Genomic DNA, 25,657 nt, shown 5'->3' with positions numbered 1-25,657 from the left:
TGGGGCAGCAGTGCGGACCTACTGACGATGTGGCTGTCCAGCGGGGGTGAAAAAGGCGTTCGCCAGGCGCGGCGGCCCCATTGAGACGGCTTCCGCGTACGTCGCGTCCACCAGGGAGACGAACCGAAGCATCCTGGCCTCGCCGAGTGCCTCTGCGAACTGCCGCCAGTCGGCTCCGCCGTTTTCCCAGTGCTTCCGGGCCATCTCGCCTCGAAAGTGTGCCTGCAAGCGCATGCGCAATGCGGCGTCGTTAAACCGCTTCAGGCGGTAGTCCGCCGACCAGTTGTGGACGAACAGGTTCACATAGGCGATCTGTTTTGCCTCTACGGCTGTCACTTCGATGGTGAACGGGTCGCCACACACTATGAGCTCAGGGTCATTGATGGCCATGATGACGAGCTCTCGGTGCGAGACGCGCTGCGCCTCCTCGTAGACGATGGCTGTCTGCCGGGACTGATGGGCCAGTCCCACTGCTACGCCCAAGAGAGCAATTATGGACAGAGGCGTGCCATAGGTCTGGCTGATGTCGCTGAGTTCCTGCCAGTTTGTCTTTCCAGGCGCTGCAGCTTGGATGAGTAACGGCGCGGCGGTAACTGCGGCGGCGGCTGCTAGACCTGCTGCGGTCCAGCCAAAGATCCTGCGGCGCCCCGCGAGTGACTGGGTCACGAGCTCCCCCTCGGCTTCTGTGTGTCTGGCCGATCAGTGCATACCCCTTGGACCGACAAGTGTGCGATGGGGCGGGGTCGGAGGTGTGGCCCTGCCGGGCTCGGTGCGCTCAGGGCCTCACTTGGACGGGAACTGAGACGGACGACCAGAGGGCGGCACTCCCGGAGGAGTGCCGCCCTTTCGTTTTGCCTGGTCGGACAGCCAGAGGCCGTGGCGGGAATTGAACCCGCGTAACTCGCTTTGCAGGCGAGTCCCTGAACCACTCGGGCACACGGCCGAACTCAGGTGCGGCACGGCTCACTCGTTCCGAACCTGATGGGTCGACCGTAGGCGGGGTGCGGGAGCGGGCTCAAGGGTTCCGGGGGCGCCGCAACGCGACTGCCATACGCCGTTCACGAACCGTGGGGCGGCAGGCTCGGGGGAGTGGTCCTAGGACCGAAGGACCGGTTGATCACCGTCTTCGGACAGGAGTCACGGCGGGGTGCGCACCTTACGCTGACGGGCATGACAGTAGTGGAAGCGCGCGATGTGACCACGGTTCCGTCCGAGGCGGAGGGTGGCGTGCTGAGCCGGCCGTACCGGGCGCTCAGCATCGGCATCGTGTCCGTGGTGCTGGTGATCGCGTTCGAGGCGACGGCCGTGGGGACGGCGATGCCCGTCGCCGCGCGCGAGCTCGGCGGCGTCGCCCTGTACGCGTTCGCGTTCTCCGGGTACTTCACGACGAGCCTGCTCGGCATGGTGCTCGCCGGGCAGTGGTCCGACCGCGACGGGCCGCTGGTCTCACTGGCCTCGGGCATCGGCGCGTTCGCCGCGGGGCTGCTGCTGTCCGGGACGGCCGACGGCATGTGGATGTTCATCCTCGGTCGGGCCGTCCAGGGGTTCGGTGGCGGGCTCGTCATCGTCGCGCTGTACGTCGTCGTCGGGCGGGCCTATCCGGAGCGGCTGCGGCCCTCGATCATGGCGGCGTTCGCGGCGGCCTGGGTGGTGCCGTCCGTGGTGGGCCCCCTCGCCGCGGGCGCGGTCACCGAGCACCTCGGCTGGCGCTGGGTGTTCCTCGGGATTCCGGCGCTGGTCGGCGTTCCCCTCGCGCTCGCGCTGCCGCAGATACGGCGGCGGGCGTCGGGACACGCGGGGGCCGGCGACCGCGCGCCGCTGGACCGGCGGCGCATCCGGCTGGCGTTCGCGATCGCGCTGGGCGCGGGGCTGCTCCAGTACGCCGCCCAGGATCTGCGCCCGCTCTCCCTCGTACCCGCCGCGGCCGGTGCCGCGCTGGTCGTCCCGGCGGTGCGCGGGCTGCTGCCCCACGGCACCTGGCGGGCGGCGCGAGGGCTGCCGTCCGTGGTGCTGCTGCGCGGGGTCTCCGCCGGTGCCTTCGTCGCCGCCGAGTCCTTCGTGCCGCTGATGCTGGTCACCCAGCGGGGGCTGTCGCCGACGCTCGCCGGGCTCTCGCTCGCGGCCGGCGGCGGCACCTGGGCGCTGGGGTCCTGGGTGCAGGCGCGGCCGCGTGTGGAGCCGTACCGGGAACGCCTGATGTTCCTCGGCATGCTGCTGGTCGCGGCGGCCGTCGCCGCCGCGCCGAGCGTGCTGATCCCCGCCGTGCCGGTGTGGACCGTCGCCGTCGCCTGGGCGTTCGGCTGCTTCGGGATGGGCCTGGTGATCGCCTCGACCAGCGTGCTGCTGCTCCACCTCTCGGCCCCCGAGGAGGCCGGAACCAACTCGGCCGCCCTGCAGATCTCCGACGCCCTGTCCAACGTGCTGCTGCTCGCCGTCGGCGGAGCCGCCTTCGCGGCCCTGGGCGGCGGCGCGGTGGCCCACACGGCCGCCGCCACGACGTCCGCCGCCCAAAGCTCCCACCCGGCCGCCTTCGCCGTGGTGTTCCTGCCGATGGCGGGGGTGGCGCTGGTGGGGGCCTGGGTGACGACCCGGCTCCGGGAACGGTGATGTGGCGCTCATCGCATCGCGGCTGAGGGTGTTGCACGAGGCGATGTGACCTCAGTCCCATCCAGCCCTGCCCCGGCCTTGTCCGCACGTCGTCGTGAGTCGGGCGCCGGTAGGGTGGCCCGGTTGTCATACGTAGCCGAGCCGCCCGCACGCCTCCCGTCACGCCACATCTGACGCGCCGCGCGCGGACCCGGACGCTCCCAATCGACACCCAGACCGGAGACCGTGACTACCACCGCCGCCAGCGCCTCCACGCACACGCATCACCTCTCGCCCGCCTTCCCCGGCCGCGCCCCCTGGGGCACCGCCAACAAGCTGCGCGCCTGGCAGCAGGGGGCGATGGAGAGGTACCTCCAGGAGCAGCCGCGCGACTTCCTCGCCGTAGCCACCCCCGGCGCCGGCAAGACGACGTTCGCGCTGACTCTCGCGTCCTGGCTGCTGCACCACCATGTCGTGCAGCAGGTGACCGTCGTCGCGCCGACCGAGCACCTGAAGAAGCAGTGGGCCGAGGCGGCCGCGCGGATAGGGATCAAGCTCGATCCCGAGTACAGCGCCGGGCCCCTCAGCAAGGAGTACCACGGCGTCGCCGTGACGTACGCCGGTGTCGGTGTGCGCCCGATGCTGCACCGCAACCGCTCCGAGCAGCGCAAGACCCTGGTCATCCTCGACGAGATCCACCACGCCGGTGACAGCAAGTCGTGGGGCGAGGCCTGTCTGGAGGCGTTCGAGCCCGCCACCCGCCGGCTCACGCTCACGGGTACGCCCTTCCGGTCCGACACCAACCCCATCCCCTTCGTCACGTACGAGGAGGGGAGGGACGGCATCCGGCGGTCCTCCGCCGACTACACGTACGGCTACGGGAACGCGCTGGCCGACCACGTCGTGCGGCCGGTCATCTTCCTCTCCTACAGCGGCAACATGCGCTGGCGCACCAAGGCGGGCGACGAGATCGCCGCCCGGCTCGGCGAGCCGATGACCAAGGACGCCATCAGCCAGGCCTGGCGCACCGCGCTAGACCCGCGCGGCGAGTGGATGCCGAGCGTGCTGCGCGCCGCCGACCAGCGGCTCACCGAGGTGCGCAAGGGCATCCCGGACGCCGGGGCGCTCGTCATCGCCTCCGACCAGGACTCGGCCCGCGCCTACGCCAAGCTGATCCGCGAGATCACCGGCACCAAGGCGACCCTCGTGCTGTCCGACGACACCGGCGCCTCGAAGCGCATCGACGACTTCGCCGCGAGCGAGGACCGGTGGATGGTCGCCGTCCGCATGGTGTCCGAAGGCGTCGACGTGCCGCGCCTGGCCGTCGGCGTGTACGCCACCACCATCTCGACCCCCCTCTTCTTCGCCCAGGCCGTCGGCCGTTTCGTACGGTCCCGCAGGCGTGGCGAGACCGCCTCCGTGTTCCTGCCGACCGTCCCCGACCTCCTCACCTTCGCCAATGAGATGGAGGTCGAGCGCGACCACGCCCTCGACAAGCCCAAGAAGGAGGGCGAGGAGGACCCGTACGCCGAATCCGAGCAGGAGATGGAGGAGGCGAACAAGGAGCAGGACGAGGACACCGGCGAGCAGGAGCAGTTCTCCTTCGAGGCGCTGGAGTCCGAGGCCGTCTTCGACCGGGTCCTGTACGACGGCGCCGAGTTCGGCATGCAGGCCCACCCGGGAAGCGCGGAGGAGCAGGACTACCTAGGCATCCCCGGGCTTCTCGAACCCGATCAGGTCCAGCTGCTCCTCCAGAAGCGGCAGGCCCGGCAGATCGCGCACAGCCGCAGGAAGCCGGACGAGGAGGCGGATCTCCTCGAACTTCCCGCCGAGCGCCGCCCCGTGGTCTCCCACAAGGAGATGCTGGAACTGCGCAAGCAGCTCAACACCATGGTCGGCGCGTACGTCCACCAGAGCGGCAAGCCGCACGGCGTGATCCACACCGAGCTGCGCCGCGTCTGCGGCGGCCCGCCGAGCGCGGAGGCGACGGCCGGCCAGCTCCGGCAGCGGATCGCCAAGGTCCAGGAGTGGGCCACCCGGATGCGGTGACGTCCGCACGGAGTGGCTTGCGGAGGGGTGATGTCCGAACGCGGTGATGTCCGGACGCAGTGACTTGCGGACGCGGTGATCTCCGGAGGCAGGGACATCCGGATGCGGTGGTTTCAGGAACCCGGTGATTTCGGGAACCGGCGCGCAGGCACAGGCGTCCATCGGGCGGGGTGACATGGGGAACCGGTTACCTCCGGAACCGGTGGTAACCGGAACCCGTGGCACGGGGTGCCGAATCCCTACCAGGGGGGCGTGTTCTGTTCCGGGAGGCGCGCGCCGCAGTATGTGCGCTGCGTACACGGGCGGTGTACGCCGAGTGGCGCGCGCCCCGCGTTCTGGGACAAACGGAATCAGTTCGTACCAGCAGATGCCCGGATTCTGGACGGAGACTTCCGCTGAGCGGACCGGCTCGCTACTGTCCCGCTACGCACACGCCCCGTGGCAGCGCCGCCGCGGAGCGCAGCCGTGAAGCGACTGCGCCCGGGAAGAGCCCGGGCCGCCAGCCGACCGGCGGCCTCTGAAGCGCGTCGCCGACGGGACTCGGTGCCGCATCCGACGTGACGGGGCCGTCGACCTCACCACTAAGGAGTGGGCGTCGTGACCGCGGAGACCTCTCAGACGCTCGACCGGGGACTGCGTGTCCTCAAGTTGCTCGCCGACACGGATCACGGGCTGACCGTCACCGAGCTCTCGAACAAACTGGGCGTCAACCGGACCGTGGTGTACCGGTTGCTCGCCACGCTGGAGCAGCACGCGCTCGTACGCCGTGATCTGGGCGGCCGTGCCCGGGTCGGGCTCGGCGTGCTGCGCCTCGGCCGCCAGGTGCATCCGCTGGTACGGGAGGCCGCGCTGCCCGCACTGCGAGCGCTGGCCGAGGACATAGGGGCGACGGCTCACCTGACGCTGGTCGACGGGACGGAGGCCCTCGCCGTCGCCGTCGTCGAGCCGACGTGGACGGACTACCACGTCGCCTACCGCGCCGGCTTCCGGCACGCCCTGGACCGGGGGGCCGCGGGCCGCGCGATCCTCGCTGCCCGGCAGGCGCCGGTGGGGGAGCCCGGATACACGCTCACCCACGGGGAGTTGGAGGCGGGCGCCAGCGGGGCCGCGGCCCCGCTGATCGGGGTGACGGGGGTCGAGGGCAGCGTGGGTGTGGTCATGCTGGCGGACGCCGTACCGGAGCGGGTCGGGCCGCGCGTGGTCGACGCGGCCCGAGAGGTCGCAGACGCCTTGCGCTGACCCGCCGTTCGGTCGCCGACCGCCCGTGTCTCCGGTTCTCGGTCCGTACGCGTCCGGCCTTCGGTCCCGGTGTCTCCGGTTCTCGGTCCGTACGCGTCCGGCCTTCGGTCCCCGTGCCTTCGGTCCTCGGTGCGTACGCCTCCGGTCCCGGGGCGCGGAGGCCCTGCGTCGTGCTGGGGCCTCCGGTCTCCGGGCCACGGTGCGTCCGGTCTCGCGTGCCTTCGGCCTCCGGCCTTCGGTTCTCGGTCCGTACGCGTCCGGCCTTCGGTCCCCGTGCCTTCGGTCCTCGGTGCGTACGCCTCCGGTCCCGGGGCGCGGAGGCCCTGCGTCGTGCTGGGGCCTACGGCCTCCGGTCCTCGGCCCGTACCTCTCCGCTCTCTCTCCCCCCGGCGGCCCGCGCCCCCGGCCCCTCAAGGGACCCGGCCCGGTCCACGGATCCTCCCGCGGGACCTGTACGGAGGTCTCGCCGGGCGGTGACGTTAGATTGAGCCCGTGCTCTCTCGCCTCACGCGCCCCAAGGCCGTCGCCGTCTGCGCCCTCCCCGTCGTGGCTCTGCTCGCCACGGCGGTGTTCGCGCCGCTGCCGTTCTCCCTGGCGCAGCCCGGCCTGACGGCGAACGTCCTCGGAGAGAACAAGGGCGACCCGGTGATCACGATCAGCGGTGCGCCCACCCGGGACACCAGCGGACAGCTGCGGATGACGACGATCGAGGCCACCGGCCCGGACGCGAACGTCTCCCTCGGCGATGTGCTCAGCGGCTGGTTCGCCACGGACAAGGCCGTGATGCCGCGTGACTCGGTCTACCCGGGCGGCGGCAGCGTCAAGGAGATCGAACAGCACAACGCGAACGAGATGAAGCAGTCACAGGGCACCGCCACCGAGGCGGCACTCGGTTACCTGCATGAGAAGGGCGACGTGAAGGTCACCCTCAAGCTCGCCGATGTCGGCGGACCGAGCGCGGGACTGCTTTTCTCGCTCGGCATCATCGACAAACTGGACGGCGACGGCAGCGGCGGCGACCTCACCGGCGGCCGTGTCATCGCGGGTACGGGGACGATCGACGCCGACGGCAAGGTCGGTGCGGTCGGCGGCGTCAGCCTCAAGACCCAGGCGGCCCGCCGCGACGGCGCGACCGTGTTCCTGGTTCCGAAGGCGGAGTGCTCGGACGCGAAGGCGGAGCTGCCGAAGGGGCTCCGGCTGGTCCCGGTGACCACCCTTCAGGGCGCGGTGAACGCCTTGGTGGACCTGGAGAAGGACAGGGGTTCGGTTCCGAGCTGCTAGCTGCTAGTAGGCGACGGCCGGTCGCGGCGCGGCGGCCAGCCGGAGGCCGACCTCCACGAGGGTCCAGCCGACGCGGGCGCGCAGCCGGCCGGGGTTCCTGGTCTCGGCCGTGAGTCGGTACGCGTCCGCCTCCGCACGCAGGTCGGCGGCGCGCACGTGCTGCAGCTGGAGACGGGTGTCCGGATGCATCGGAGTGACCTCTCTTCGGTGTGATCGAGTCGATGTGATCGTGCGAGTCGAGCGGGTCGTGCGAGTTGTCCGACTTGAGCGGGCCGAGCGGGCATGGTGCGGCACCCTTGAGCCGGCGGATCAGTCGGAGGCCTGCGGGAACACGTGCGTGTGGAAGCGCACCCGCTCCGCCTCGGGGTCGTCCTCGGGGCGTTCGACGGCGCAGTAGCTGTCGAGCAGGTCGTGCATCTTCTGGATGAGTTCCTGGGACTGCGCCGGCGTCAGACGCATCGTGAAGTCGCTCATGTCGTGGGCTCGGGCCCACTTGTCGGACCAGTCGTCCCGGGTGCCCAGCCAGGTCGACAGTTCACGGGCGTGGGTGGTGGCGACCTCGTGCAGGAACGTGTCGACCGCCCCGCGAACCGCCGGGTCCTGGTCCTTGAACAGATCCTCGCCGAAGTCCAGACCCTGGTCGGCCGCCCGCCACCAGCGCTCCCGCCCCTTGCCCCGCTCCGGGGCGTCCTCGACGAAACCGTGCGCGGCGAGCTGCCGCAGGTGGTAGCTGGTCGCTCCGCTGGACTCGCCCAGCCGCTCGGCGAGCATCGACGCGGTGGCCGGCCCCTTCTGGCGGAGGCTGCTCAGCAGCTCCATGCGCAGGGGATGGGCGAGACCACGCAGGGAGCGCGCGTCGAGGCGGCGGTGCCGTGGGGGTTCGGGCGGCACGGGTGGCTGCGGCGGGTGAGGGGCTTCCGGGGAAAGCGGGGGAAGCTCGGGAAGCGGGGGAGGCGGTGGGTGCTCCGTCATGCGTACAAAGATAGCGTTGCAAAGAACCCCTTGCAACGGTTTCTTTGCAACTACTTCTTTGTGACTTGCCCGAGCGCAGTTCACCCACCCCCGCTCATCGGTTCAGTGCTCGGTCGCCGCCTGTTCCACGAGCGGGATGATCCGCAGCGGAACCGGGTTCTCCATGACGATGGCCGTGGACGCCCGGACGATGCCATCGAAACCGACGACCCGGTCGATCACGCGCTGGAGATCGGCGTTCGAGCGGGCCACGAGTCGGCACAGCATGTCCCCGCTGCCGGTGGTCGTGTGCAGCTCCAGCACCTCGGGCACGGTCGCCAAGTGGGCGCGTACGTCCGCGCCCTGTCCCTGCCGGATCTGGAGCGTGGCGAACGCCGTGACCGGATAGCCGAGCGCCGCCGGGTCGACCTGCGGACCGAAGCCCCGGATGACTCCGTTCGACTGAAGCCGGTCCAGCCGCGCCTGCACCGTTCCCCGCGCGACCCCGAGCCGCCGCGACATCTCCAGGACCCCGATGCGCGGCTCCTTCGCCAGCAGTACGAGCAGCCGCCCGTCCAGATGATCGATCGCCATGCGGGCCTCCGAGATGGTCATCATGTACAGAAAGCCCGCCACTCCGGGTCTCTCGCTGCACACATTGTTCAGTCGACAGGCGAACTATTGCGCACCTTGCGGAACGGAGGGAGTCTGCGGCCATGACGCAGACCACACACGACACTCCCGACACCGCCCGGCAGGCCGACCCCTTCCCGGTCAAGGGAATGGACGCGGTCGTCTTCGCCGTCGGCAACGCCAAGCAGGCCGCGCACTACTACTCCACGGCCTTCGGCATGCGGCTCGTCGCGTACTCCGGACCGGAGAACGGCAGCCGCGAGACGGCGTCGTACGTCCTTGAGAACGGCTCGGCGCGCTTCGTGTTCACCTCGGTGATCAAGCCCGCCACCGCCTGGGGCCACTTCCTGGCCGAGCACGTGGCCGAGCACGGCGACGGCGTCGTCGACCTCGCCATCGAGGTCCCGGACGCGCGGGCCGCGCACGCGTACGCCGTCGAGCACGGCGCCCGCTCGATCGCCGAGCCGTACGAGATGAAGGACGAGAACGGCACGGTCGTCCTCGCGGTCATCGCCACGTACGGCAAGACCCGCCACACGCTCATCGAGCGGACCGGCTACGACGGCCCCTACCTGCCCGGGTACGTGGCCGCCGCCCCGATCGTCGAGCCCCCCGCCAAGCGCACCTTCCAGGCCATCGACCACTGCGTCGGCAACGTCGAGCTCGGCCGGATGAACGAGTGGGTCGCCTTCTACAACAAGGTCATGGGCTTCACGAACATGAAGGAGTTCGTGGGCGACGACATCGCGACCGAGTACAGCGCGCTGATGTCGAAGGTCGTCGCCGACGGCACGCTCAAGGTCAAGTTCCCGATCAACGAGCCCGCCATCGCCAAGAAGAAGTCCCAGATCGACGAGTACCTGGAGTTCTACGGCGGCGCGGGCGTCCAGCACATCGCGCTGAACACGAACGACATCGTCGCGACCGTACGCACCATGCGCGCGGCCGGGGTCCAGTTCCTCGACACCCCCGACTCGTACTACGACACGCTCGGCGAGTGGGCCGGCGACACCCGCGTCCCCGTCGACACCCTGCGCGAACTGAAGATCCTCGTCGACCGCGACGAGGACGGCTATCTGCTCCAGATCTTCACCAAGCCGGTCCAGGACCGTCCGACCGTCTTCTTCGAGATGATCGAGCGGCACGGCTCGATGGGCTTCGGCAAGGGCAACTTCAAGGCCCTGTTCGAGGCGATCGAGCGCGAGCAGGAGAAGCGCGGCAACCTCTGAACCCGTAGAACGGGCAGCTCCTGAGGGCCGGTCGGTCCGGCCGGCCGGTCCTCATGTGTCCGGTGGACGCCACGGCGGTGTCCACCGGACACACCTGTTCCGGCGTCCGTCGGACACGCGTGTACCCGCGTTCAACGCGCCGAGGGCAGCCCCGGCGCGGTCGCCGGGTCCGCCGCGCCGGGGGAGTCGGTACGGGGTGCCGCCGAGGAACCCGACGAACCGGACGACTCCGCCGCCCCCGAAGGTCCGGCCGCGCCCGCCGTCCCCGCCGCGTCGTCGGATCCCTCCGACCGCCGGGACTGATCGGACTGCTCGGGCTGATCGGATCCGTCCGACCCCCCTGATTCCCCCGACTCGCCCGACTCCTCCGGCGGGCCCCCGGCCGGTGGCTCGCCCAGCGCCGCCAGGGCCTGCTGAGCCTCGGGTACCAGCAGCGGCGAGAAGTACGGGTTGATCCGCAACGCCTCGGTGAGATGACGGCGGGCCGGGCCGGACAGCCCCAGATCACGCTCGATCCGCCCCCGGTGATACGCGTACAACGCGCTGCGCACAAGGCCCCCGTGCTCCGTGTCCATGGCCCGCACGGCGAAGCCGAGGGCCTCCCTGTCGTCCCCGGCGCGGTGCAGCGCCCAGCCCAGCGCGTCCGCCACCGCGATGCCGGGCTGCCGCTGCCACTCGGCGCGCAACGCCCGCACCGCCGCCTGCGGATCGCCGTGGTCCGCCTCCAGGAGCCCGAGGACCAGCTCGTCGTCCACACCCTCGGCGCTCTCCCGCCGCACCAACTCCCGCAGCAGGTCGTACTGCACACCCGCGGCCCCGCCGAGCCCCAGCTTCTCGTACAGCTCGCCCAGCTCCAGCGCGAACCGCGGCGTGGGCCGCTTGGCGAGCGCCGCCTGGTACGCGCGCAGCGCCTCCGACGTGCGCCCCAGCGCCATCAGCGCGCGCCCCTGTCCGGCCAGCGCGTCGTACGCGTCGGCGTCGGTGTTCACCGCGGCCCGGTAGTGGTCCAGGGACTCCTGGCGGTCGCCGCGTTCCCACGCGAGATCTCCGGCCTGCTGGAGGAAGGCCGCCTGTTCCGATGGGGTCGCCGCGCCCGCCGCCGCGTCCGAGATCGCCGCCGCGGCGTCCTCGCGCCGGCCGCGGTCCCGGTACACGCGCGCCGCGACGGCCCGTGCCGCCGGCCCGGAACGCAGGGCGAGCAGCTTGTCGAGGGCCTTGTCCACGGCCTTGTGGTCACCGAGCCCGGTGTACGCGTCGATGAGTGTCGGATACGTCGTCCACCGCTTCGGCGACAGCTTCACCGCCGCCTCGCCCCACTGCTTCGCGGTCCGGAAGTCACCCCGCGCGTCGGCGAGAGAGGCGAGCCCTTCCAACGCCGCCACGTTGTCCTTCGGCCGCACGCTCAGCGAGGTGCGCAGCGCCTTCTCGGCCTTCGGGTAGTACGCGGCCGCCGCCGTCCGCCGCCCCTGCTCCGTGTACGCGACGCCGAGCACCGCCCACGACACGTCGTCACGCGGACGGGCCCGCACCCGGGCCTCGCGGTCGTCGATGAGCGCGGCGAGATCGGGCAGCGCCGCGGGCACCCCGGCGCCCACCGCGCTCACCGCCCGCGCCACCGGACCCGCGGCGGGCCGCGGTGCCCCGCCCGGGTCCAACGAGGGCAGCAGTACCAGCACACCGCCGAGCACGACACAGCCGGCGACCGCGCCGATCAGCGCGCCCCGCCCGAGCGGGGAACGGCGCGGACCGGAGGGCTCCGGGGGCTGCGCGCCGACGGGCTCCGCGGGCCGCGGGCCGGCCGGCCCCGCGCGCCCGGACCCGGCGGGCACCGGCTGTCGCTCTTCGATCTCCATGCCGCTCACTGTGCGTCAATACGAAGACCGAGCCCCGGTACGCGAAGCCTCGCGCGGATGGGGTTCACACCGATGGCCCCGGGTGCGACCCTGTGATCATGAGCCGTATCGAAGCCCCGCGCGATGAGGACACGGCAGCGACCGGCAACCTTCTCGACCGTCTGCTGAGCGGTCTGCCGGCCGAGGCCGTCCTCACGGACCCGGACGTCACGGCCTCCTACGCCAACGACATGGCGAGCTTCTGCGAGGCGGGCACACCCTCCGTGGTCGTCCTGCCGCGCACCGTCGAGCAGGTCCAGCACATCATGCGCGTCGCGACCGAACTGCGCGTCCCGGTCGTCCCGCAGGGGGCCCGCACCGGCCTGTCCGGAGCGGCCAACGCCACCGACGGCTGCGTGGTGCTGTCGCTGGTGAAGATGGACCGCATCCTGGAGATCAACCCGGTCGACCGCATCGCCGTCGTCGAACCCGGTGTCGTCAACGCCACACTCTCCCGCGCCGTGGGCGAACACGGCCTGTACTACCCGCCGGACCCCTCCAGCTGGGAGACGTGCACCATCGGCGGCAACATCGGCACGGCCTCCGGCGGCCTGTGCTGCGTGAAGTACGGGGTGACGGCCGAGTACGTCCTCGGCCTGGACGTCGTCCTCGCCGACGGGCGGCTGATGTCCACCGGGCGCAGAACCGCCAAGGGCGTCGCCGGATACGACCTCACCCGCCTCTTCGTGGGCTCCGAGGGCTCGCTCGGCATCGTCGTACGGGCGATCCTGGCGCTGAAGCCCCGGCCTCCCCAACAGCTCGTCCTGGCCGCCGAGTTCGAGTCCGCGCGGGCCGCCTGCGACGCCGTCTGCCGGATCATGGAGGGCGGCCATGTGCCGTCCCTCCTCGAACTGATGGACCGTACGACCGTCAAGGCCGTCAACGACCTCGCGCACATGGGCCTCCCGGAGACCACCGAGGCGCTGCTGCTCGCGGCCTTCGACACCCATGACCCGGCAGCCGACCTCGCCCTGGTGGGCGCCCTCTGCGAGGCCGCCGGTGCGACCCAGGTGGTTCCGGCCGAGGATGCTGCCGAGTCCGAACTCCTGCTCCAGGCACGGCGGTTGGCGCTCACCGCGCTCGAAGCGGTCAAGGGCACCACGATGATCGACGACGTGTGCGTGCCGCGCTCCCGGCTCGGCGACATGCTCGACGGCATCGAGCGCGTCGCCGAGAAGTACGCCCTGACCATCGGCGTCTGCGCACACGCGGGCGACGGCAACACGCACCCCACCGTCTGCTTCGACGCCACCGACCCCGACGAGTCCCGGCGCGCCCGCGAGTCCTTCGACGAGATCATGGCTCTCGGCCTGGAACTCGGCGGCACGATCACCGGCGAGCACGGCGTGGGCGTGCTGAAGAAGGAGTGGCTGGCCCGCGAGATCGGCCCGGTGGGCGTGGAGATGCAGCGGGCGATCAAGACGGCGTTCGACCCGCTGGGCCTCCTGAACCCGGGCAAGCTGTTCTGAGACCCAGGGCTGTTCACCGACTGCCGACCCGTCAGGACTGCTCGCCGTCCGTCGTCTCGGCAGGGGTGTTCACCTTCCGCCGACCCGTCAGGGCTACTCCGTCCCCGCCCGTCAGGGCTACTGACCGTCCGCCGCCCGTCAGGGCTACTCACCGTCCGCGGACTCGTCCGACGGCCACGGGTCGCGCAGCCACAGGTCGTCGGGCGACGGGGTTCCTCCCTGGTCGAGCGAGGCCGAGAGCCTCGGGGACGGTGCGAGCAGCTCGGCCAGACCGGCGTCGATGCCGAGCCCTTCGGCCTCGGAGCCCGGGGGGACCGCCCTGAGGGTGCGCTCCAGCCAGGCCGAGATCTGTGCCGCGGGCGCTTCGAGCAGCGCGTCCCCGTCCGGCGAGCTCAGCGCCATCAGGACGACACCCCGGCCGCCGACCTTCGTCGGCCACACCCGCACATCGCCGTGGCCGCACGGCCGGAACACCCCCTCGACGAGCAGTTCACGGGCGAACGTCCATTTGACGGGATGGTCGGAGCCGATGTGGAAGGTGATGCGGACGGCGTACGGGTCGTCGGCGCGGTAACTGAGGCGCGCCGGTACGGGGATGCTGCACTCGGGCGACAGGACGAGCTGGAGCTCCAGCTCGCGTTCCACGACGGTGTGCATGTCGATGCGCTTCCTTTCGTCGTACGGGCTCCTTCCGACGGGCCCGTACGAGTGGAGAGCGCGTCGCGCCGGAACCATTACGCGGGTTCGGAGAAATTCTTTCCGGGCCGCTTCCGTCCTTCTTCGGGCACGGGGCGCACAGCCTCGGACGTCCGCTCGCAAGAGCTGGCGGAACCTTGCCCGAAAGGAGTGGGTACGGCGGGACCGGCCGTGACGCGTGCGCCGGTCTGGTAGATGTGGACCCCCAACACGACCCCCGAGCAGATACGGGACGACGGACATGAGCGCCCCAACCCCGGCCCCCGGTGACGACAGGCCCCGCGAAGGGTATTACCCGGACCCCTCCATTCCTGGATATGTCCGCTACTGGAACGGTGCCGCCTGGGTGCCGGGCACGAGCCGCCCGGCGCCGTCGGGCGGTGAGGCGCTCGCCCCACCGGCCGGCGTGCGTCCCTCGCGCGTGCCCGCTCCGGCACCCTCCTCCGAGTTGTCGGCTTCGCGCGGACAGGGAGGCACCCCCGCCGCGGAGGAGACGGGTCCGCACTTCTTCGACGAGGACCCGCAGCCCCGCGGCGCCACCCGCGCCGAGTCCCAGCACGGCAGCCGGCCCGAGCCCGCCGCCGCGTGGGGCGCCGACCGCTCCCAGCAGTCCGGCTTCGGCGGCGACCAGGACCGCCGGGTGTCCTGGGGCGCGCCGCAGGGACCCGACCCGCGCGTCGCGCGTGCGGCGGGGTCCGCCGACGCGGTGACCCAGCCCGACGGGGCGGCCGGGCGCACGGACGGTACGACGACGATTCCGCCCGCCGACTCCGGCGGCGCCCTCCGGCCCCCGGCGTCCGGTGGCTCCGTGGTCTTCCGCCGCCCCACGGGACCGGTGCCGCCCACGGGGCCGAAGGGCGCGGAACACACCAGCGGTACGGGCGGGGCCGGCGGTACGAGCCGTACGGGTGACATGAGTTCGGGCGGAGCCGAGGCTTGGGGCGGGCCCGGGACCGGGGCTGCCGTGGGCACCGGGCAGTCCGGGGCCGGACACTCCACGACCACTCCCGGCGCCCCTGACCCCGGCCTCTCCGACGGCGACAGGGTTTTTCGTGCGCCCTCCCCGCGTACGGAGCAGCAGAGCGGGGCGCGCGGCGGGGGCACGGGTTCGGCGGCGGCTGCGCCGAGCGCGTCCGGCCCGTCCGGCGCATCCACCGCTTCCGGTGCGTCGGCCGGCGGCGGCTTCGGAGCCGGGCAGGGGGCCCAGGGGGCTCCCGCCCCCGCCGTCCCCCAGCAGTCCGACGGCTCAGCGCCCATGGCCTCCGGGGTCGGCGGCGGCCAGCCCTCCTGGGCCCAGCAGGTGCACCAGCTCGCGGGTGACCCGGCCGAGGAGGCGCAGCGGGTCCCGCAGTGGAAACCGCCGGTCGACGACGTGTTCCAGGCGGCCGCCCGCCGGCACTCGGAGGCCCGTCCGGCCGGCCTCGGCAGACGGCTGGCCGCCCGGCTGGTGGACACCGTCGTCCTCGCCGGTGTGACCGCGGCGGCCGCCGTGCCGCTGGGCACCAGGGCGGTCGACCACGTCAACGAGAAGATCGACGCGGCCAAGCTGTCGGGCGAGAAGGTCACCGTCTGGCTCGTCGACGGCACGACCGCCTCCTGCTTCGGCGCCGTCCTCGCCGTACTGCTCCTCTTCGGCGTCCTCTATGAAGTCCTGCCCACCGCCAAGTGGGGCCGCACACTGGGCAAGAAGCTGTGCGGCATCGAGGTGCGCGACATAGAGGGTCACGAACCACCGGCCTTCGGACGGGCGCTGAGCCGCTGGCTCGTCCTCAGCGTGCCGTGTCTGCTGCTCGTCGGTTTCGTCGGCGTCCTGTGGTGCCTGTTCGACAAGCCCTGGAGCCAGTGCTGGCACGACAAGGCGGCGCACACCTTCGTGGCGGGGCCGGCCCGGTAATCCCGTCCCCCGGACGGCCCTTCGCCGGATGCGGAGCCGGGGGGTTCGCGGTCGACTCGGGCCATGAGCAGCGAACCGCCGCCCCCGGGCCCCGGCCGGCCACCGGACGACGACCCGTTCAAGAAGCAACCCCCGCCCGGCGAGGGCACGGGTTCCCCGTACGACCCGCCGCCTCCGTCCGGCGGCCACACCCCGCCCTACGGCAGTCAGCCGCCCCCGTTCGGAGGCGGCGGCCCCTACGGCGAAGGCGGCGGCCCTCATGAGGGGGGCAGCGACCCCTACGGCGGCGGCGGTCCCTACGGTGGCGATCCGCTCGCCGGGATGCCGCCGCTCGCGGACAGCGGGAAGCGGGTGCTGGCGAGGATCCTGGACATGATCCTGGTGGGCATCGTGGCGTGGCTGCTGTCATGGGCGTTCGGGGTCACCGAGTACAACATGGACTCGAACAAGATCGAGTACAGCAAGTCGCTCGGGCAGTCCCTGGTGGTCGCCGTGTGCTACGTCTCCTACGACACCGTGATGATCAGCAAGACGGGACAGACCCTCGGCAAGCGGCTGTTCAACCATCGCGTCGCCAACCTCGACAACGGCTCGACGCCCTCCGTGCAGACCTCGCTGGTCCGCGCCCTGGTCCTGTGGATTCCGTTCGCGTTCTGCTGCGCCTGTGTCTGGACGGCGATCGCGGGCGGCTGGAGCTTCTTCGACAAGCCCTACAAGCAGGGCCTGCACGACAAGGCGGCCAAGACGGTGGTGGTCGACGCCGGATGACGGTGGCCGGGTCGCACGGACCGGTGACGTGGCCGGACGACGTGGGCCGGGGCGGAGTGGGCCGGGACGACGTGGGTCGCGGCGGCGACGGCGCACACAGACGGTGCACACACGAACGGCGGGCCCGGGTTCACGGGCCCGCCGTTCGGGTACGAGGTCGGAGCGTCCGGAGCGCCGGTGGTCCGCCGGTCCGCTGGGAGACCGGGGTCCGCAGGCTCGCCTGCGCCGCCTCAGGGCCCCGCGGGTTCGTGCACCGGCTCGGGCACGGAGGAGGCGGAGACGGACGCGGTCTCGCGCTGCGCCGGCACCCGCTCGTGGATGACGGCCGAGGCGGCGGACGGCACCGGCTTCGGCAGCGGGACCGTCATGGCCACCAGCAGTCCGAGAGCGAGTGCCGAGAGGGTGATCAGCACGATCCCCAGGCTCGAACTCGTCTGTGACAGCAGCAGCATGGCGAGAGTGGAGAAGATCACGGTGCAGGAACCGTAGGCGAGCTGTGCGGCGGTCGGACGAGGCATGGCAATCGTGTCCTCGGATGGGGGTTCTCCCCCCGGGGCCTCTCGCGATGGGGGAGGGTGCGGATAGAAATCGGGGGTGAGACAACGGTGTCGACGTGGCTTTCCGCCGACTTCCGACGCTTCGCCAATCGACTCTATTCGCCTGCATGCCCGAGTGGAACGTCCGGTAAGCGTGACCTTACCCACGGTGCCGGTGCACAGGGGGCGCACGGAGTCATCGCGTCCATCAAGTGGACGTGTGGACGCGCCTGTTGGGGGGTTTCGGGGCGTCCGGATACCGAACATGGGCTTCGCATAATGCACTTGCCAGGTTCAAGTCAAGATCTGTTTTTTCTTTGGTAACTCCGGTCAAATGTCGTCACTTGAATCGCGTTGCGCGCGCGGACCTCCATGACCCGGAACCCCCTCCGCGTGAACGCACGCGGGGGAGGACATCAAGTGACCAACAGGCCATGGACGTTCAGAGCAACCGCGGTGGGCGTCGCCCTCGCGGCGGCCACCGCCACGTTCTCGACGTACGCGGTGGCGCAGGCCGACTCGGCCGCCGCGTCACCCGTCGTGAACCGTCACGACCCGCAGCCGGTCAGGAACACGGTCGACCACGACCTCGACGGCCCGCTGAGCAAGACCCAGAACGCCCAGCACCAAGAGGCGTTGAACCAGGTGATATCCGGCGACGCCAAGGTGCAGAACCGCAACGGCTCGCAGGTTGTCCAGCTGAAGAGCAAGAAGGGCAGCAGCAAGTACGTCGAGCTGGGCCGCGAGAAGACCGACAAGATCTTCACGATCCTCGTCCAGTTCGGCGACAAGACGGACCCGAAGTTCGGTGGCACCGCCGGCCCGCTGCACAACCAGATAGCCAAGCCGGACCGCAAGAAGGACAACAGCACGGCCTGGCAGGCGGATTACAACCAGAAGCACTTCCAGGACCTCTACTTCGGCACCGGCAAGAACGTCGAGTCGATGAAGAAGTTCTACGAGACGCAGTCCTCGGGCCGCTACTCGGTGGACGGCGAGGTCGCCGACTGGGTCAAGGTCCCCTACAACGAGGCCCGTTACGGCAACGACGCCTGCGGCTCCACGAACTGCCCGAGCGTGTGGAACGTCGTCAGCGACGGCGTCACCGCGTGGGTCGCCCAGCAGAAGGCGGCCGGCAAGTCCGACGCCGCCATCAAGACGGACCTGGCGCAGTTCGACCAGTGGGACCGCTACGACTACGACGGCGACGGCAACTTCAACGAGCCCGACGGCTACATCGACCACTTCCAGATCGTGCACGCCGGTGAGGACGAGTCCGCGGGCGGCGGCGTCCAGGGCACCGACGCGATCTGGGCCCACCGCTGGTACGCGTTCGGCACCGACGCGGGCGCCACGGGTCCGGCCGACAACAAGCTCGGCGGCGCCCAGATCGGCGACACCGGCATCTGGGTCGGCGACTACACCATCCAGCCGGAGAACGGCGGACTCGGCGTCTTCGCCCACGAGTACGGTCACGACCTCGGTCTGCCGGACCACTACGACACCGCCGGCGGCGACAACTCCACCGGCTTCTGGACCCTGATGTCCTCGGGTTCCTGGCTCGGCACCGGCAAGGACTCCATCGGAGACCTCCCCGGCGACTTCAACGCCTGGGACAAGCTCCAGCTCGGCTGGCTGAACTACGACACGGCCAAGGCCGGCAAGCAGTCCACGCACAAGCTGGGCGTCGCCGAGTACAACACCTGGAACAAGCAGGCGCTCGTCGTCAGTCTGCCGGACAAGGCGGTCACGACCACGGTCGTCAACCCCGCGCAGGGCTCGGCCCAGTGGTGGAGCGGCAGCGGCGACAACCTGAAGAACACGCTGACCCGGTCCGTGGACCTCACGGGCAAGTCGTCGGCGAAGCTGACCCTCGACGGCTGGTACGACATCGAGGCTGGCTACGACTACCTCTACACCGAGGTCTCGACCGACGGCGGCGCCAACTGGACCGCTCTCGACGGCACGGTGGACGGCGCCGCCATCCCGCGCGACGGCAGTGACAAGCCCGCCCTCACCGGCACGGTCGACGCGTACAAGAAGCTGGCGTACCCGCTCGACGCCTACGCGGGCAAGAAGATCGACATCCGCTTCCGCTACCAGAGCGACGGCGGCGTGGCGTTGAAGGGCTTCGCGGCCGACGAGATCGGCGTCACCGCGGACGGCACCGCGCTCTTCTCGGACAACGCCGAGACGGCCGACGCCGCTTGGACCGCGAGCGGTTTCTCCCGCATCGGCGCCTCGTTCACCAAGGACTACGCGCAGTACTACCTCGCGGAGAACCGCCAGTACGTCTCGTACGACAAGACCCTCAAGGTCGGCCCGTACAACTTCGGCTTCTCGACGACCCGTCCGGACTGGGTGGAGCACTACGCCTACCAGAACGGCCTGTTGATCTGGAAGTGGGACACCTCGCAGGCGGACAACAACACCAGCCAGCACCCGGGTGTCGGCCTCGCGCTTCCGGTCGACTCGCACCCGAAGGCCCTGTGGTGGGACAACGGCACGCTGATGCGCAACCGCATCCAGGCCTACGACTCCCCGTTCAGCCTGTACCGCACGGACGGCCTCACGCTGCACAGCGCGGACGTCGCCACGAAGATCCCGTCGTCGAAGGGGGTGTCGGTCTTCAACGACCACACCAGCGACTACTACGACAACCGGAACCCCACCGGCGGCGTCAAGATCACTGACACCAACACCAAGATCGAGATCGTCAAGGAGGCCAAGGACGGCTCCACGATCTCCCTCAAGGTTGGCCCCGCAGTGAAGTAGTCGGCATTTCCGCAGGTCAAACGCGTATCGGCGGCAACCCCTGGCGGGTTGCCGCCGATCGTGTTTAGGTGCGTCCTGTGCCCGGCTTATTGACACCGACTCACACGGGGGTGTGACCGCATGGCCGCAGGAGGTTTCTGCAGACTGCCGAACGGCAGCGTCGTCGTGGCGCTGAACCTGCCCAGTCCGGCGGGTTCCGGCTACGGCTGCCTGCGGTTCCTGGTCGTCGCCCAGAACCGTGCCCGCGCCCTGACCAGGCTGCGGAACCTGGGCCTGCGCTCCGTCTACCTCCGGGGCAACGCGGCCCCGCCCAGCCCCGACGAGATCACCGCGGTCCTGCACCACCCCGACGGGCTCATATGGCGCACGGCCCCCGACGTCGGCGTCCCGGACACCGGAGTCACCGGCATCGGTGTCCCCGAGCTCCCCCAGGAGCTGTGGCACCCGATCAGGACGCTGCTCAGACGCCCGGCACCGCAGCCGTGACGCCGCGGGAGAGGGCGGGCGTGGCCCGCCGCGCGCCTCGCTGTGGCTCACCAGGTGTGCCCCGTGTGACCCGGTGTGACTGGGCGTGATTCGTCGGGCGCCTGATGTGACTCACTGTGTCCGGGTGTGGTTCATCGGGCGTGACCCGGTGTCGCGGCCCCGCTACACCACGGGCTTGCCCGTGAGCTCGACTCCGGCGGCACGCAGCTCCTCCAGCGCGCGTTCCGTCGTCTCCTCCGCCACGCCGGCCGTCAGGTCGAGCAGGACGGTCGTGCGAAAGCCCTGCCGTGCGGCGTCCAGGGCGGTCGCCCGCACGCAGTGGTCGGTCGCGATGCCGACCACGTCCACCTCGCCGATCCCGTGGGCGCGCAGCCAGTCGCCCAGCGTCATCCCGTTCTCGTCGGCGCCCTCGAAGCCGCTGTACGCCGCCGCGTAGGCACCCTTGTCGAAGACGGCGTCGATCGCGCCGGAGGCGACGGCCGGGGCGAAGTTCGGATGGAAGCCCACCCCTTCGGTACCGGCCACACAGTGCGCGGGCCAGGAGTGCACATAGTCGGGATTGTCGGCGAAGTGGCCCCCGGGGGCGATGTGGAGGTCGCGGGTGGCGACGACATGCCGGTAGCCGGCGGGGGCCTGCCCGATCAGCTCCGTGACCGCGGCGGCCACGTCGGCGCCCCCGGCCACCGCGAGACTGCCTCCCTCGCAGAAGTCGTTCTGCACGTCTACGACGATCAAGGCGCGGCGCATGGGCGGTGTCCTTCGGCTATGGGGGCGGCAGACAAGGGTGCGGGCCCGGCCGTTGAACTTCCGAGCCTAGAGACTTCAAGGGCTTTGCGGGAGGGGCTATTCGGCTTCCACGGCCCGCGCGGGCACGCTGCCGTTGCATTCCCGCTCACCGGAGGTTCATGCGCGGCGTCAATCCCGCACCGGCCGTCCCGCCCGCCCCGCGCGCCTCAGACGTATTCGGTGGGAAGCACCGGCTCGCCGCGCGACAGCTGGGTCGCCGACAGCGGCAGCCGGGCGCGCGCGGCCGCGTGCCGGTCGCGTACGACATCGAGCGGCTCGCGGGACAGGACCTGTCCGCCCTTGACCAGCTGGACCAGAAGCTGCTGGTCGGCAAGCTCACCGGGCACCGGCCCGACGCCGATCACCTCGGCCTCGGCGACCCCCTGCTCGTCCAGGCGCCGCGCGGCCCATTTGCGGCCGCCGATGGACGTCTTGCCGCCCGTGGACTTCTTGGCCACCGGCTCCAGCGGTGCCTTCGGGTCGGCCGACTCGGCACGGGCGACCAGTTTGTAGACCATCGAGCAGGTCGGATGGCCGGATCCCGTCACCAGCTGGGTGCCGACGCCGTACGCGTCCACGGGCGCCGCCGCCAGCGAGGCGATGGCGTACTCGTCGAGGTCGGAGGTCACGACGATCTTCGTCGCGGTCGCGCCCAGCTCGTCGAGCTGCTGGCGTACCCGGTGGGCGACGAGCAGCAGGTCTCCGGAGTCGATGCGCACCGCGCCGAGCTCGGTCCCGGCGACCTCGACGGCCGTGCGGACCGCCTCGGCGACGTCGTAGGTGTCCACGAGCAGCGTGGTGCCGCGGCCCAGCGAGTCCACCTGGGCCCGGAAGGCGTCCCGCTCGTGGTCGTGCAGGAGGGTGAAGGCGTGCGCGGAGGTGCCCACGGTCGGGATGCCGTAGCGGAAACCGGCGGCCAGGTCGGAGGTGGTGGTGAACCCGCCGATGTACGCGGCCCGCGAGGCGGCCACCGCGGCCAGTTCGTGGGTGCGCCGGGCGCCCATCTCGATCAGCGGCCGGTCGCCCGCGGCGGAGACCATCCGGGAGGCGGCCGCCGCGATGGCGGAGTCGTGGTTGAGGATCGAGAGGATCACCGTCTCCAGGAGCACGCACTCCGCGAAGCTGCCCTCGACACGCAGGAGCGGCGAGCCCGGGAAGTACACCTCGCCCTCGGGGTAGCCCCAGATGTCCCCGCCGAAGCGGTACGAGGCGAGCCACTCGAGGGTCGGCTCGTCCACGATCCCGCGTTCACGCAGAAAGCCGAGGACATCGGCGTCGAACCGGAAGTTCTCGACGGCGTCCAGGACGCGGCCGGTGCCCGCGACCACTCCGTAGCGCCGTCCTTCGGGCAGCCGTCGGGTGAAGACCTCGAAGACCGAGCGCCGCTCGGCGGTCCCGGCCGCGAGGGCGGCCTGCAACATCGTCAGCTCGTACTGGTCAGTGAAGAGCGCCGTAGAGGGGACGTCCACCGGCAGCCCAAGGTCCGCTGTGTTCATGGCAGGGATCGTACCCCCATCTCGTCACTTTGACGATTTCCGGGGGGCCCTGCGATTCCCGGGGAGTCGGCCACCGTTTCGGGGGTCCGTTTGTGCGGCTGACCCCCTCTGGTGGCAGCATGGGGGCGTGACGGCTCCCGCACCTCTAGAGATCGAGAAGACCGAGTCGGCGGAGGAGGTCTTCGCCGTACCCGAGCCGGACGTCCCCTGGGTCACGATCGTCCACAACGACCCGGTCAACCTCATGAGCTATGTGACGTATGTCTTCCAGACGTACTTCGGCTACTCCAAGGACAAGGCCACCAAGCTGATGATGGACGTCCACCACAAGGGCCGGGCCGTCGTCTCGAGCGGCACGCGCGAGGAGATGGAGCGCGACGTGCAGGCCATGCACGGCTACGGTCTGTGGGCCACCCTTCAGCAGGACCGGAAGTAGCCGGCCCCCTGTCAACCGACCGCCTGCAGGACCGGAAGTAGCGAATTCACTCCATGCCTGGACACTTCGAACCGCTCCCCGGCGGCGGCGCGGCCGTCGCGCTCGACGAGGTCGAGATCTCCATCATCCGCTCCCTCGCCGTCCAGCTCCTGGAGCTCATCGGTCCCGGCCCCGCGGAGAACGCCTCCGCCGACCCGCTCGCCGAGCTGTTCGCCGAGGGCCCCAGCGAGCCGCCGAGCGACCCGGTGCTCAAGCGCCTGTTCCCCGACGCCTACAGCGGCCCCGGCGTCGAGGCTTCCTCTCCCGAGCAGGCCGAGGAACAGCAGGCCCACTCCGCCGAGTTCCGCCGCTTCACCGAGAACGACCTGCGTGCGGGCAAGCGCGAGAACGCCCTCACGGTGATCCGCTCGCTGGACGGACTGACGCCCGGCGGCGACGGCGGAGCGGTCCTCAAGCTGACCACCGCGCAGTCCCAGCAGTGGCTGCGCGCCCTGAACGACCTGCGCCTGGCCATCGGTTCGCGGCTCGACGTCGTGGACGAGGAGGACACCGACCTCCTCTACCGACTCCCCGACGAGGACCCGCGCAAGCCGATGGTCATGGCGTACCTCTGGCTGGGTGGCCTCCAGGAGACCCTGGTCGAAACCCTTATGCCCTGAACTGTCAGGACATAACACCTCTGGTGTTCGCTCAGCGGATGCTCAAATCCGGATAACGATCATGTCACCGTAACCGCGCCCTTTGGGGCGCGGTTCGACATTTTGTCCGGTTCTTCCTGTGGTCTGCGCAACACGCCCCTCAGCCGATCAACGCCGCCGCCGTGATAGATCTTCACGACCGCCCGGCAGGACACCACCCATGTCCCGCCGGGTGCGCCACCGAGCCGGCGGACCGCCGGCCAGGCACAAGCTCCACCTGTCCGGGGGGATCGGAAGCCGATTCGAAGCCAAGCGACTGGCTCGGACCGGTATGGAGAAAGGCGCACCAGACATGACCTCATCGCAGGTCGGCAAGAGTTACGACGGCAGTGAGGCCGTGGGCGGCGACGCCCCCGAAGAGGGGTACGAGCGCGGGCTCGGCAGCCGCCAGGTCCAGATGATCGCGATCGGCGGCGCCATCGGCGTCGGCCTCTTCCTGGGCGCCGGGGCGAACATCGCCAAGGCCGGCCCCAGCCTCATCGTGATGTACGCCCTCGCGGGCGTGATCATCTTCTTCATCATGCGGGCGCTCGGCGAGCTCCTGCTCTACCGCCCGGTCTCGGGCTCCTTCGCCGAGTACTCCCGCGAGTTCCTCGGCCCGTTCTTCGGCTACTTCACCGGCTGGACGTACTGGCTGATGTGGGTGGTCACCGGCATGGCCGAGCTCACGGCCGCCGCGATCTACGTCCACTACTGGTTCCCCGGGATCCACCAATGGGTGACGGCACTCGTGTTCCTGGTCGTCCTGTTCGTGGCGAACCTGATCTCGGTGAAGCTCTTCGGCGAGATCGAGTTCTGGTTCTCGATGGTCAAGGTCACCGCGCTGATCGGCATGATCGTCATCGGCATCGGCGTCCTCACCTTCGGCTTCAGCTCCGCCGGTGACACCGCCTCCGTCAGCAACCTCTGGCAGTTCGACGGCTTCTTCCCCAACGGCATCGGCTCGTCCCTGATGACCCTCCAGGGCGTCATGTTCGCCTACCTCGCCGTCGAACTCGTCGGCGTCACGGCGGGCGAGTCCGAGGACCCCGAGAAGACGCTCCCGAAGGCCATCAACACCCTCCCGTGGCGCATCGCCCTCTTCTACGTCGGCGCCCTCACGGTCATCCTCTGCGTCGTGAAGTGGACGGAGTTCGCGCCAGGTGTGAGCCCCTTCGTCGCGGCCTTCGCCAAGATCGGGATCCCGGCCGGCGCGGCCATCGTCAACTTCGTGGTCCTCACCGCCGCCCTGTCCTCCTGCAACTCGGGCATGTACTCCACGGGCCGCATGCTCCGGAACCTCGCCGACAGCGGCGAGGCCCCGAAGGTCTTCAGCAAGCTGTCGTCCACCAAGACGCCCGCGCTCGGCATCACGATCTCCGTGCTCTTCATGGGCATCGGCGTGATCCTCAACTACCTCGTCCCCGAGAAGGCCTTCAGCTACGTCACCTCGGTGGCCACCGCGGCCGGCATCTGGACCTGGCTGATGATCCTCGTCAGCCACATCCGCTACCGCCGCGCGGTCGACGCCGGCCGGCTGCCCGCATCGTCCTTCCCGGCCCCTGGGGGCGCGAAGTGCAGCTGGGTCGCGGTCGTGTTCCTCCTCTTCGTCACCTGCCTGATCGCGTACGACTCCGAGTCCCGCATCTGCCTGTACGTGATGGCCGTCTGGACCGCCGCCCTGGCCGTCGGCTGGGCGATTCTCAAGGCACGCAACCCCCAGGTCACCGAACGCCGCGAACCGGAGTTCGAGTCGGTCGGCTGACCGCCGCACGGAC

At 70.6% G+C, this 25,657-nt stretch carries 22 protein-coding genes and 1 tRNA gene; 13 read left to right on the top strand and 10 right to left on the bottom strand.

Annotated elements, in window-relative coordinates:
- Positions 1 to 18: 18 nt before the first annotated feature.
- Positions 19 to 666, bottom strand: a complete 648-nt coding sequence (locus ACFYR3_RS25755) for a DUF6082 family protein (protein WP_389284810.1) — start codon at positions 664 to 666, stop codon at positions 19 to 21.
- Between the two features lie 205 nt (positions 667 to 871).
- Positions 872 to 943: transfer RNA gene (locus ACFYR3_RS25750), tRNA-Cys, on the bottom strand.
- Positions 944 to 1,170: 227 nt separating this feature from the next.
- Here ACFYR3_RS25750 and ACFYR3_RS25745 point away from each other — a divergent pair.
- The 4 genes from ACFYR3_RS25745 (at position 1,171) to ACFYR3_RS25730 (ending at position 7,155) form a co-directional block, all read left to right on the top strand.
- Positions 1,171 to 2,607: an MFS transporter gene (locus tag ACFYR3_RS25745; protein WP_389284809.1), complete on the top strand. Its 1,437-nt coding sequence runs from the start codon at positions 1,171 to 1,173 to the stop codon at positions 2,605 to 2,607.
- Positions 2,608 to 2,832: 225 nt separating this feature from the next.
- Positions 2,833 to 4,635 carry a DEAD/DEAH box helicase gene (locus ACFYR3_RS25740; protein WP_355848812.1) on the top strand — a complete coding sequence of 601 codons (1,803 nt, stop codon included), beginning with the start codon at positions 2,833 to 2,835 and terminating at the stop codon, positions 4,633 to 4,635.
- 597 nt (positions 4,636 to 5,232) lie between these two features.
- Positions 5,233 to 5,874 carry an IclR family transcriptional regulator gene (locus tag ACFYR3_RS25735; RefSeq protein ID WP_261708962.1) on the top strand — a complete coding sequence of 214 codons (642 nt, stop codon included), beginning with the start codon at positions 5,233 to 5,235 and terminating at the stop codon, positions 5,872 to 5,874.
- Between the two features lie 492 nt (positions 5,875 to 6,366).
- On the top strand, positions 6,367 to 7,155 hold the full coding sequence (locus ACFYR3_RS25730; RefSeq protein WP_355848815.1) for a S16 family serine protease: 789 nt from the start codon (positions 6,367 to 6,369) through the stop codon (positions 7,153 to 7,155).
- Positions 7,156 to 7,158: 3 nt separating this feature from the next.
- Here the strand turns inward: ACFYR3_RS25730 and ACFYR3_RS25725 are convergent, their stop codons facing one another.
- The 3 genes from ACFYR3_RS25725 to ACFYR3_RS25715 form a co-directional block, all read right to left on the bottom strand.
- On the bottom strand, positions 7,159 to 7,344 hold the full coding sequence (locus tag ACFYR3_RS25725) for a hypothetical protein (protein ID WP_355848818.1): 186 nt from the start codon (positions 7,342 to 7,344) through the stop codon (positions 7,159 to 7,161).
- Between the two features lie 120 nt (positions 7,345 to 7,464).
- On the bottom strand, positions 7,465 to 8,127 hold the full coding sequence (locus tag ACFYR3_RS25720; protein ID WP_355848821.1) for a helix-turn-helix domain-containing protein: 663 nt from the start codon (positions 8,125 to 8,127) through the stop codon (positions 7,465 to 7,467).
- Positions 8,128 to 8,229: 102 nt separating this feature from the next.
- Positions 8,230 to 8,700 carry an Lrp/AsnC family transcriptional regulator gene (locus tag ACFYR3_RS25715; protein ID WP_355848980.1) on the bottom strand — a complete coding sequence of 157 codons (471 nt, stop codon included), beginning with the start codon at positions 8,698 to 8,700 and terminating at the stop codon, positions 8,230 to 8,232.
- Positions 8,701 to 8,822: 122 nt separating this feature from the next.
- Here ACFYR3_RS25715 and hppD point away from each other — a divergent pair, with 122 nt between their 5' ends.
- On the top strand, positions 8,823 to 9,968 hold the full coding sequence (gene hppD, locus ACFYR3_RS25710; RefSeq protein WP_355848824.1) for a 4-hydroxyphenylpyruvate dioxygenase: 1,146 nt from the start codon (positions 8,823 to 8,825) through the stop codon (positions 9,966 to 9,968).
- A 131-nt stretch (positions 9,969 to 10,099) separates the two neighbouring features.
- Here the strand turns inward: hppD and ACFYR3_RS25705 are convergent, their stop codons facing one another.
- Positions 10,100 to 11,821 carry a tetratricopeptide repeat protein gene (locus ACFYR3_RS25705; protein ID WP_389284808.1) on the bottom strand — a complete coding sequence of 574 codons (1,722 nt, stop codon included), beginning with the start codon at positions 11,819 to 11,821 and terminating at the stop codon, positions 10,100 to 10,102.
- A gap of 92 nt (positions 11,822 to 11,913) precedes the next feature.
- Between ACFYR3_RS25705 and ACFYR3_RS25700 the strand changes: the two genes are divergently transcribed.
- Complete coding sequence (locus tag ACFYR3_RS25700) at positions 11,914 to 13,329, top strand: FAD-linked oxidase C-terminal domain-containing protein (protein ID WP_355848830.1); 1,416 nt, start codon at positions 11,914 to 11,916, stop codon at positions 13,327 to 13,329.
- A 144-nt stretch (positions 13,330 to 13,473) separates the two neighbouring features.
- On the opposite strand, the gene ACFYR3_RS25695 is transcribed toward ACFYR3_RS25700, so the two are convergent.
- Positions 13,474 to 13,986: an SsgA family sporulation/cell division regulator gene (locus ACFYR3_RS25695; RefSeq protein WP_355848833.1), complete on the bottom strand. Its 513-nt coding sequence runs from the start codon at positions 13,984 to 13,986 to the stop codon at positions 13,474 to 13,476.
- Positions 13,987 to 14,266: 280 nt separating this feature from the next.
- Here ACFYR3_RS25695 and ACFYR3_RS25690 point away from each other — a divergent pair, with 280 nt between their 5' ends.
- Together ACFYR3_RS25690 and ACFYR3_RS25685 are read left to right on the top strand one after the other, a co-directional pair.
- Positions 14,267 to 15,919, top strand: a complete 1,653-nt coding sequence (locus ACFYR3_RS25690) for an RDD family protein (RefSeq protein WP_389284807.1) — start codon at positions 14,267 to 14,269, stop codon at positions 15,917 to 15,919.
- A gap of 63 nt (positions 15,920 to 15,982) precedes the next feature.
- The gene (locus ACFYR3_RS25685) at positions 15,983 to 16,687 is read left to right on the top strand and encodes an RDD family protein (RefSeq protein WP_355848838.1); all 705 of its coding nucleotides are present in this window, start codon (positions 15,983 to 15,985) and stop codon (positions 16,685 to 16,687) included.
- A gap of 230 nt (positions 16,688 to 16,917) precedes the next feature.
- On the opposite strand, the gene ACFYR3_RS25680 is transcribed toward ACFYR3_RS25685, so the two are convergent.
- Positions 16,918 to 17,205 carry a hypothetical protein gene (locus ACFYR3_RS25680; RefSeq protein ID WP_355848841.1) on the bottom strand — a complete coding sequence of 96 codons (288 nt, stop codon included), beginning with the start codon at positions 17,203 to 17,205 and terminating at the stop codon, positions 16,918 to 16,920.
- 438 nt (positions 17,206 to 17,643) lie between these two features.
- On the opposite strand from ACFYR3_RS25680, the gene ACFYR3_RS25675 reads away from it, so the two are divergent.
- Positions 17,644 to 19,998 carry an immune inhibitor A domain-containing protein gene (locus ACFYR3_RS25675; protein ID WP_356781029.1) on the top strand — a complete coding sequence of 785 codons (2,355 nt, stop codon included), beginning with the start codon at positions 17,644 to 17,646 and terminating at the stop codon, positions 19,996 to 19,998.
- 120 nt (positions 19,999 to 20,118) lie between these two features.
- Entirely contained in the window at positions 20,119 to 20,484 is a 366-nt protein-coding gene (locus tag ACFYR3_RS25670; RefSeq protein WP_355848847.1) for a hypothetical protein, read from the top strand.
- Positions 20,485 to 20,646: 162 nt separating this feature from the next.
- Here the strand turns inward: ACFYR3_RS25670 and ACFYR3_RS25665 are convergent, their stop codons facing one another.
- Together ACFYR3_RS25665 and ACFYR3_RS25660 are read right to left on the bottom strand one after the other, a co-directional pair.
- Positions 20,647 to 21,231 carry an isochorismatase family protein gene (locus tag ACFYR3_RS25665; protein ID WP_355848850.1) on the bottom strand — a complete coding sequence of 195 codons (585 nt, stop codon included), beginning with the start codon at positions 21,229 to 21,231 and terminating at the stop codon, positions 20,647 to 20,649.
- Between the two features lie 206 nt (positions 21,232 to 21,437).
- Positions 21,438 to 22,766: a nicotinate phosphoribosyltransferase gene (locus ACFYR3_RS25660; protein ID WP_355848853.1), complete on the bottom strand. Its 1,329-nt coding sequence runs from the start codon at positions 22,764 to 22,766 to the stop codon at positions 21,438 to 21,440.
- A 127-nt stretch (positions 22,767 to 22,893) separates the two neighbouring features.
- On the opposite strand from ACFYR3_RS25660, the gene clpS reads away from it, so the two are divergent.
- From clpS to ACFYR3_RS25645, 3 genes are all read left to right on the top strand, one after another.
- Entirely contained in the window at positions 22,894 to 23,202 is a 309-nt protein-coding gene (gene clpS, locus ACFYR3_RS25655; RefSeq protein WP_355848856.1) for an ATP-dependent Clp protease adapter ClpS, read from the top strand.
- A 53-nt stretch (positions 23,203 to 23,255) separates the two neighbouring features.
- Positions 23,256 to 23,861 (top strand): DUF2017 domain-containing protein, encoded by a 606-nt coding sequence (locus ACFYR3_RS25650; protein ID WP_355848859.1) that lies wholly within the window; start codon positions 23,256 to 23,258, stop codon positions 23,859 to 23,861.
- Between the two features lie 331 nt (positions 23,862 to 24,192).
- Positions 24,193 to 25,644 carry an amino acid permease gene (locus ACFYR3_RS25645; RefSeq protein ID WP_355848862.1) on the top strand — a complete coding sequence of 484 codons (1,452 nt, stop codon included), beginning with the start codon at positions 24,193 to 24,195 and terminating at the stop codon, positions 25,642 to 25,644.
- The last annotated feature ends 13 nt before the right edge of the window (positions 25,645 to 25,657 follow it).

This window comes from Streptomyces sp. NPDC005784 (genome assembly GCF_042871525.1).
In the GTDB taxonomy this organism is placed as follows: Bacteria; Actinomycetota; Actinomycetes; order Streptomycetales; family Streptomycetaceae; genus Streptomyces.
Note: the sequence above shows the minus strand (reverse complement) of the source record. Positions and strands in the feature narration are given on the sequence as shown.

Bases quoted from the DNA above. Each gene is read 5' to 3' on its own strand.
- ACFYR3_RS25745 (WP_389284809.1), top strand. From the start codon at position 1,171: ATGACAGTAGTGGAAGCGCGCGATGTGACCACGGTTCCGTCCGAGGCG.
- ACFYR3_RS25725 (WP_355848818.1), bottom strand. From the start codon at position 7,344: ATGCATCCGGACACCCGTCTCCAGCTGCAGCACGTGCGCGCCGCCGAC.
- ACFYR3_RS25720 (WP_355848821.1), bottom strand. From the start codon at position 8,127: ATGACGGAGCACCCACCGCCTCCCCCGCTTCCCGAGCTTCCCCCGCTT.
- ACFYR3_RS25715 (WP_355848980.1), bottom strand. From the start codon at position 8,700: ATGGCGATCGATCATCTGGACGGGCGGCTGCTCGTACTGCTGGCGAAG.
- hppD (WP_355848824.1), top strand. From the start codon at position 8,823: ATGACGCAGACCACACACGACACTCCCGACACCGCCCGGCAGGCCGAC.
- ACFYR3_RS25705 (WP_389284808.1), bottom strand. From the start codon at position 11,821: ATGGAGATCGAAGAGCGACAGCCGGTGCCCGCCGGGTCCGGGCGCGCG.
- ACFYR3_RS25695 (WP_355848833.1), bottom strand. From the start codon at position 13,986: ATGCACACCGTCGTGGAACGCGAGCTGGAGCTCCAGCTCGTCCTGTCG.
- ACFYR3_RS25690 (WP_389284807.1), top strand. From the start codon at position 14,267: ATGAGCGCCCCAACCCCGGCCCCCGGTGACGACAGGCCCCGCGAAGGG.
- ACFYR3_RS25685 (WP_355848838.1), top strand. From the start codon at position 15,983: ATGAGCAGCGAACCGCCGCCCCCGGGCCCCGGCCGGCCACCGGACGAC.
- ACFYR3_RS25680 (WP_355848841.1), bottom strand. From the start codon at position 17,205: ATGCCTCGTCCGACCGCCGCACAGCTCGCCTACGGTTCCTGCACCGTG.
- ACFYR3_RS25670 (WP_355848847.1), top strand. From the start codon at position 20,119: ATGGCCGCAGGAGGTTTCTGCAGACTGCCGAACGGCAGCGTCGTCGTG.
- ACFYR3_RS25665 (WP_355848850.1), bottom strand. From the start codon at position 21,231: ATGCGCCGCGCCTTGATCGTCGTAGACGTGCAGAACGACTTCTGCGAG.
- ACFYR3_RS25660 (WP_355848853.1), bottom strand. From the start codon at position 22,766: ATGAACACAGCGGACCTTGGGCTGCCGGTGGACGTCCCCTCTACGGCG.
- ACFYR3_RS25650 (WP_355848859.1), top strand. From the start codon at position 23,256: ATGCCTGGACACTTCGAACCGCTCCCCGGCGGCGGCGCGGCCGTCGCG.
- ACFYR3_RS25645 (WP_355848862.1), top strand. From the start codon at position 24,193: ATGACCTCATCGCAGGTCGGCAAGAGTTACGACGGCAGTGAGGCCGTG.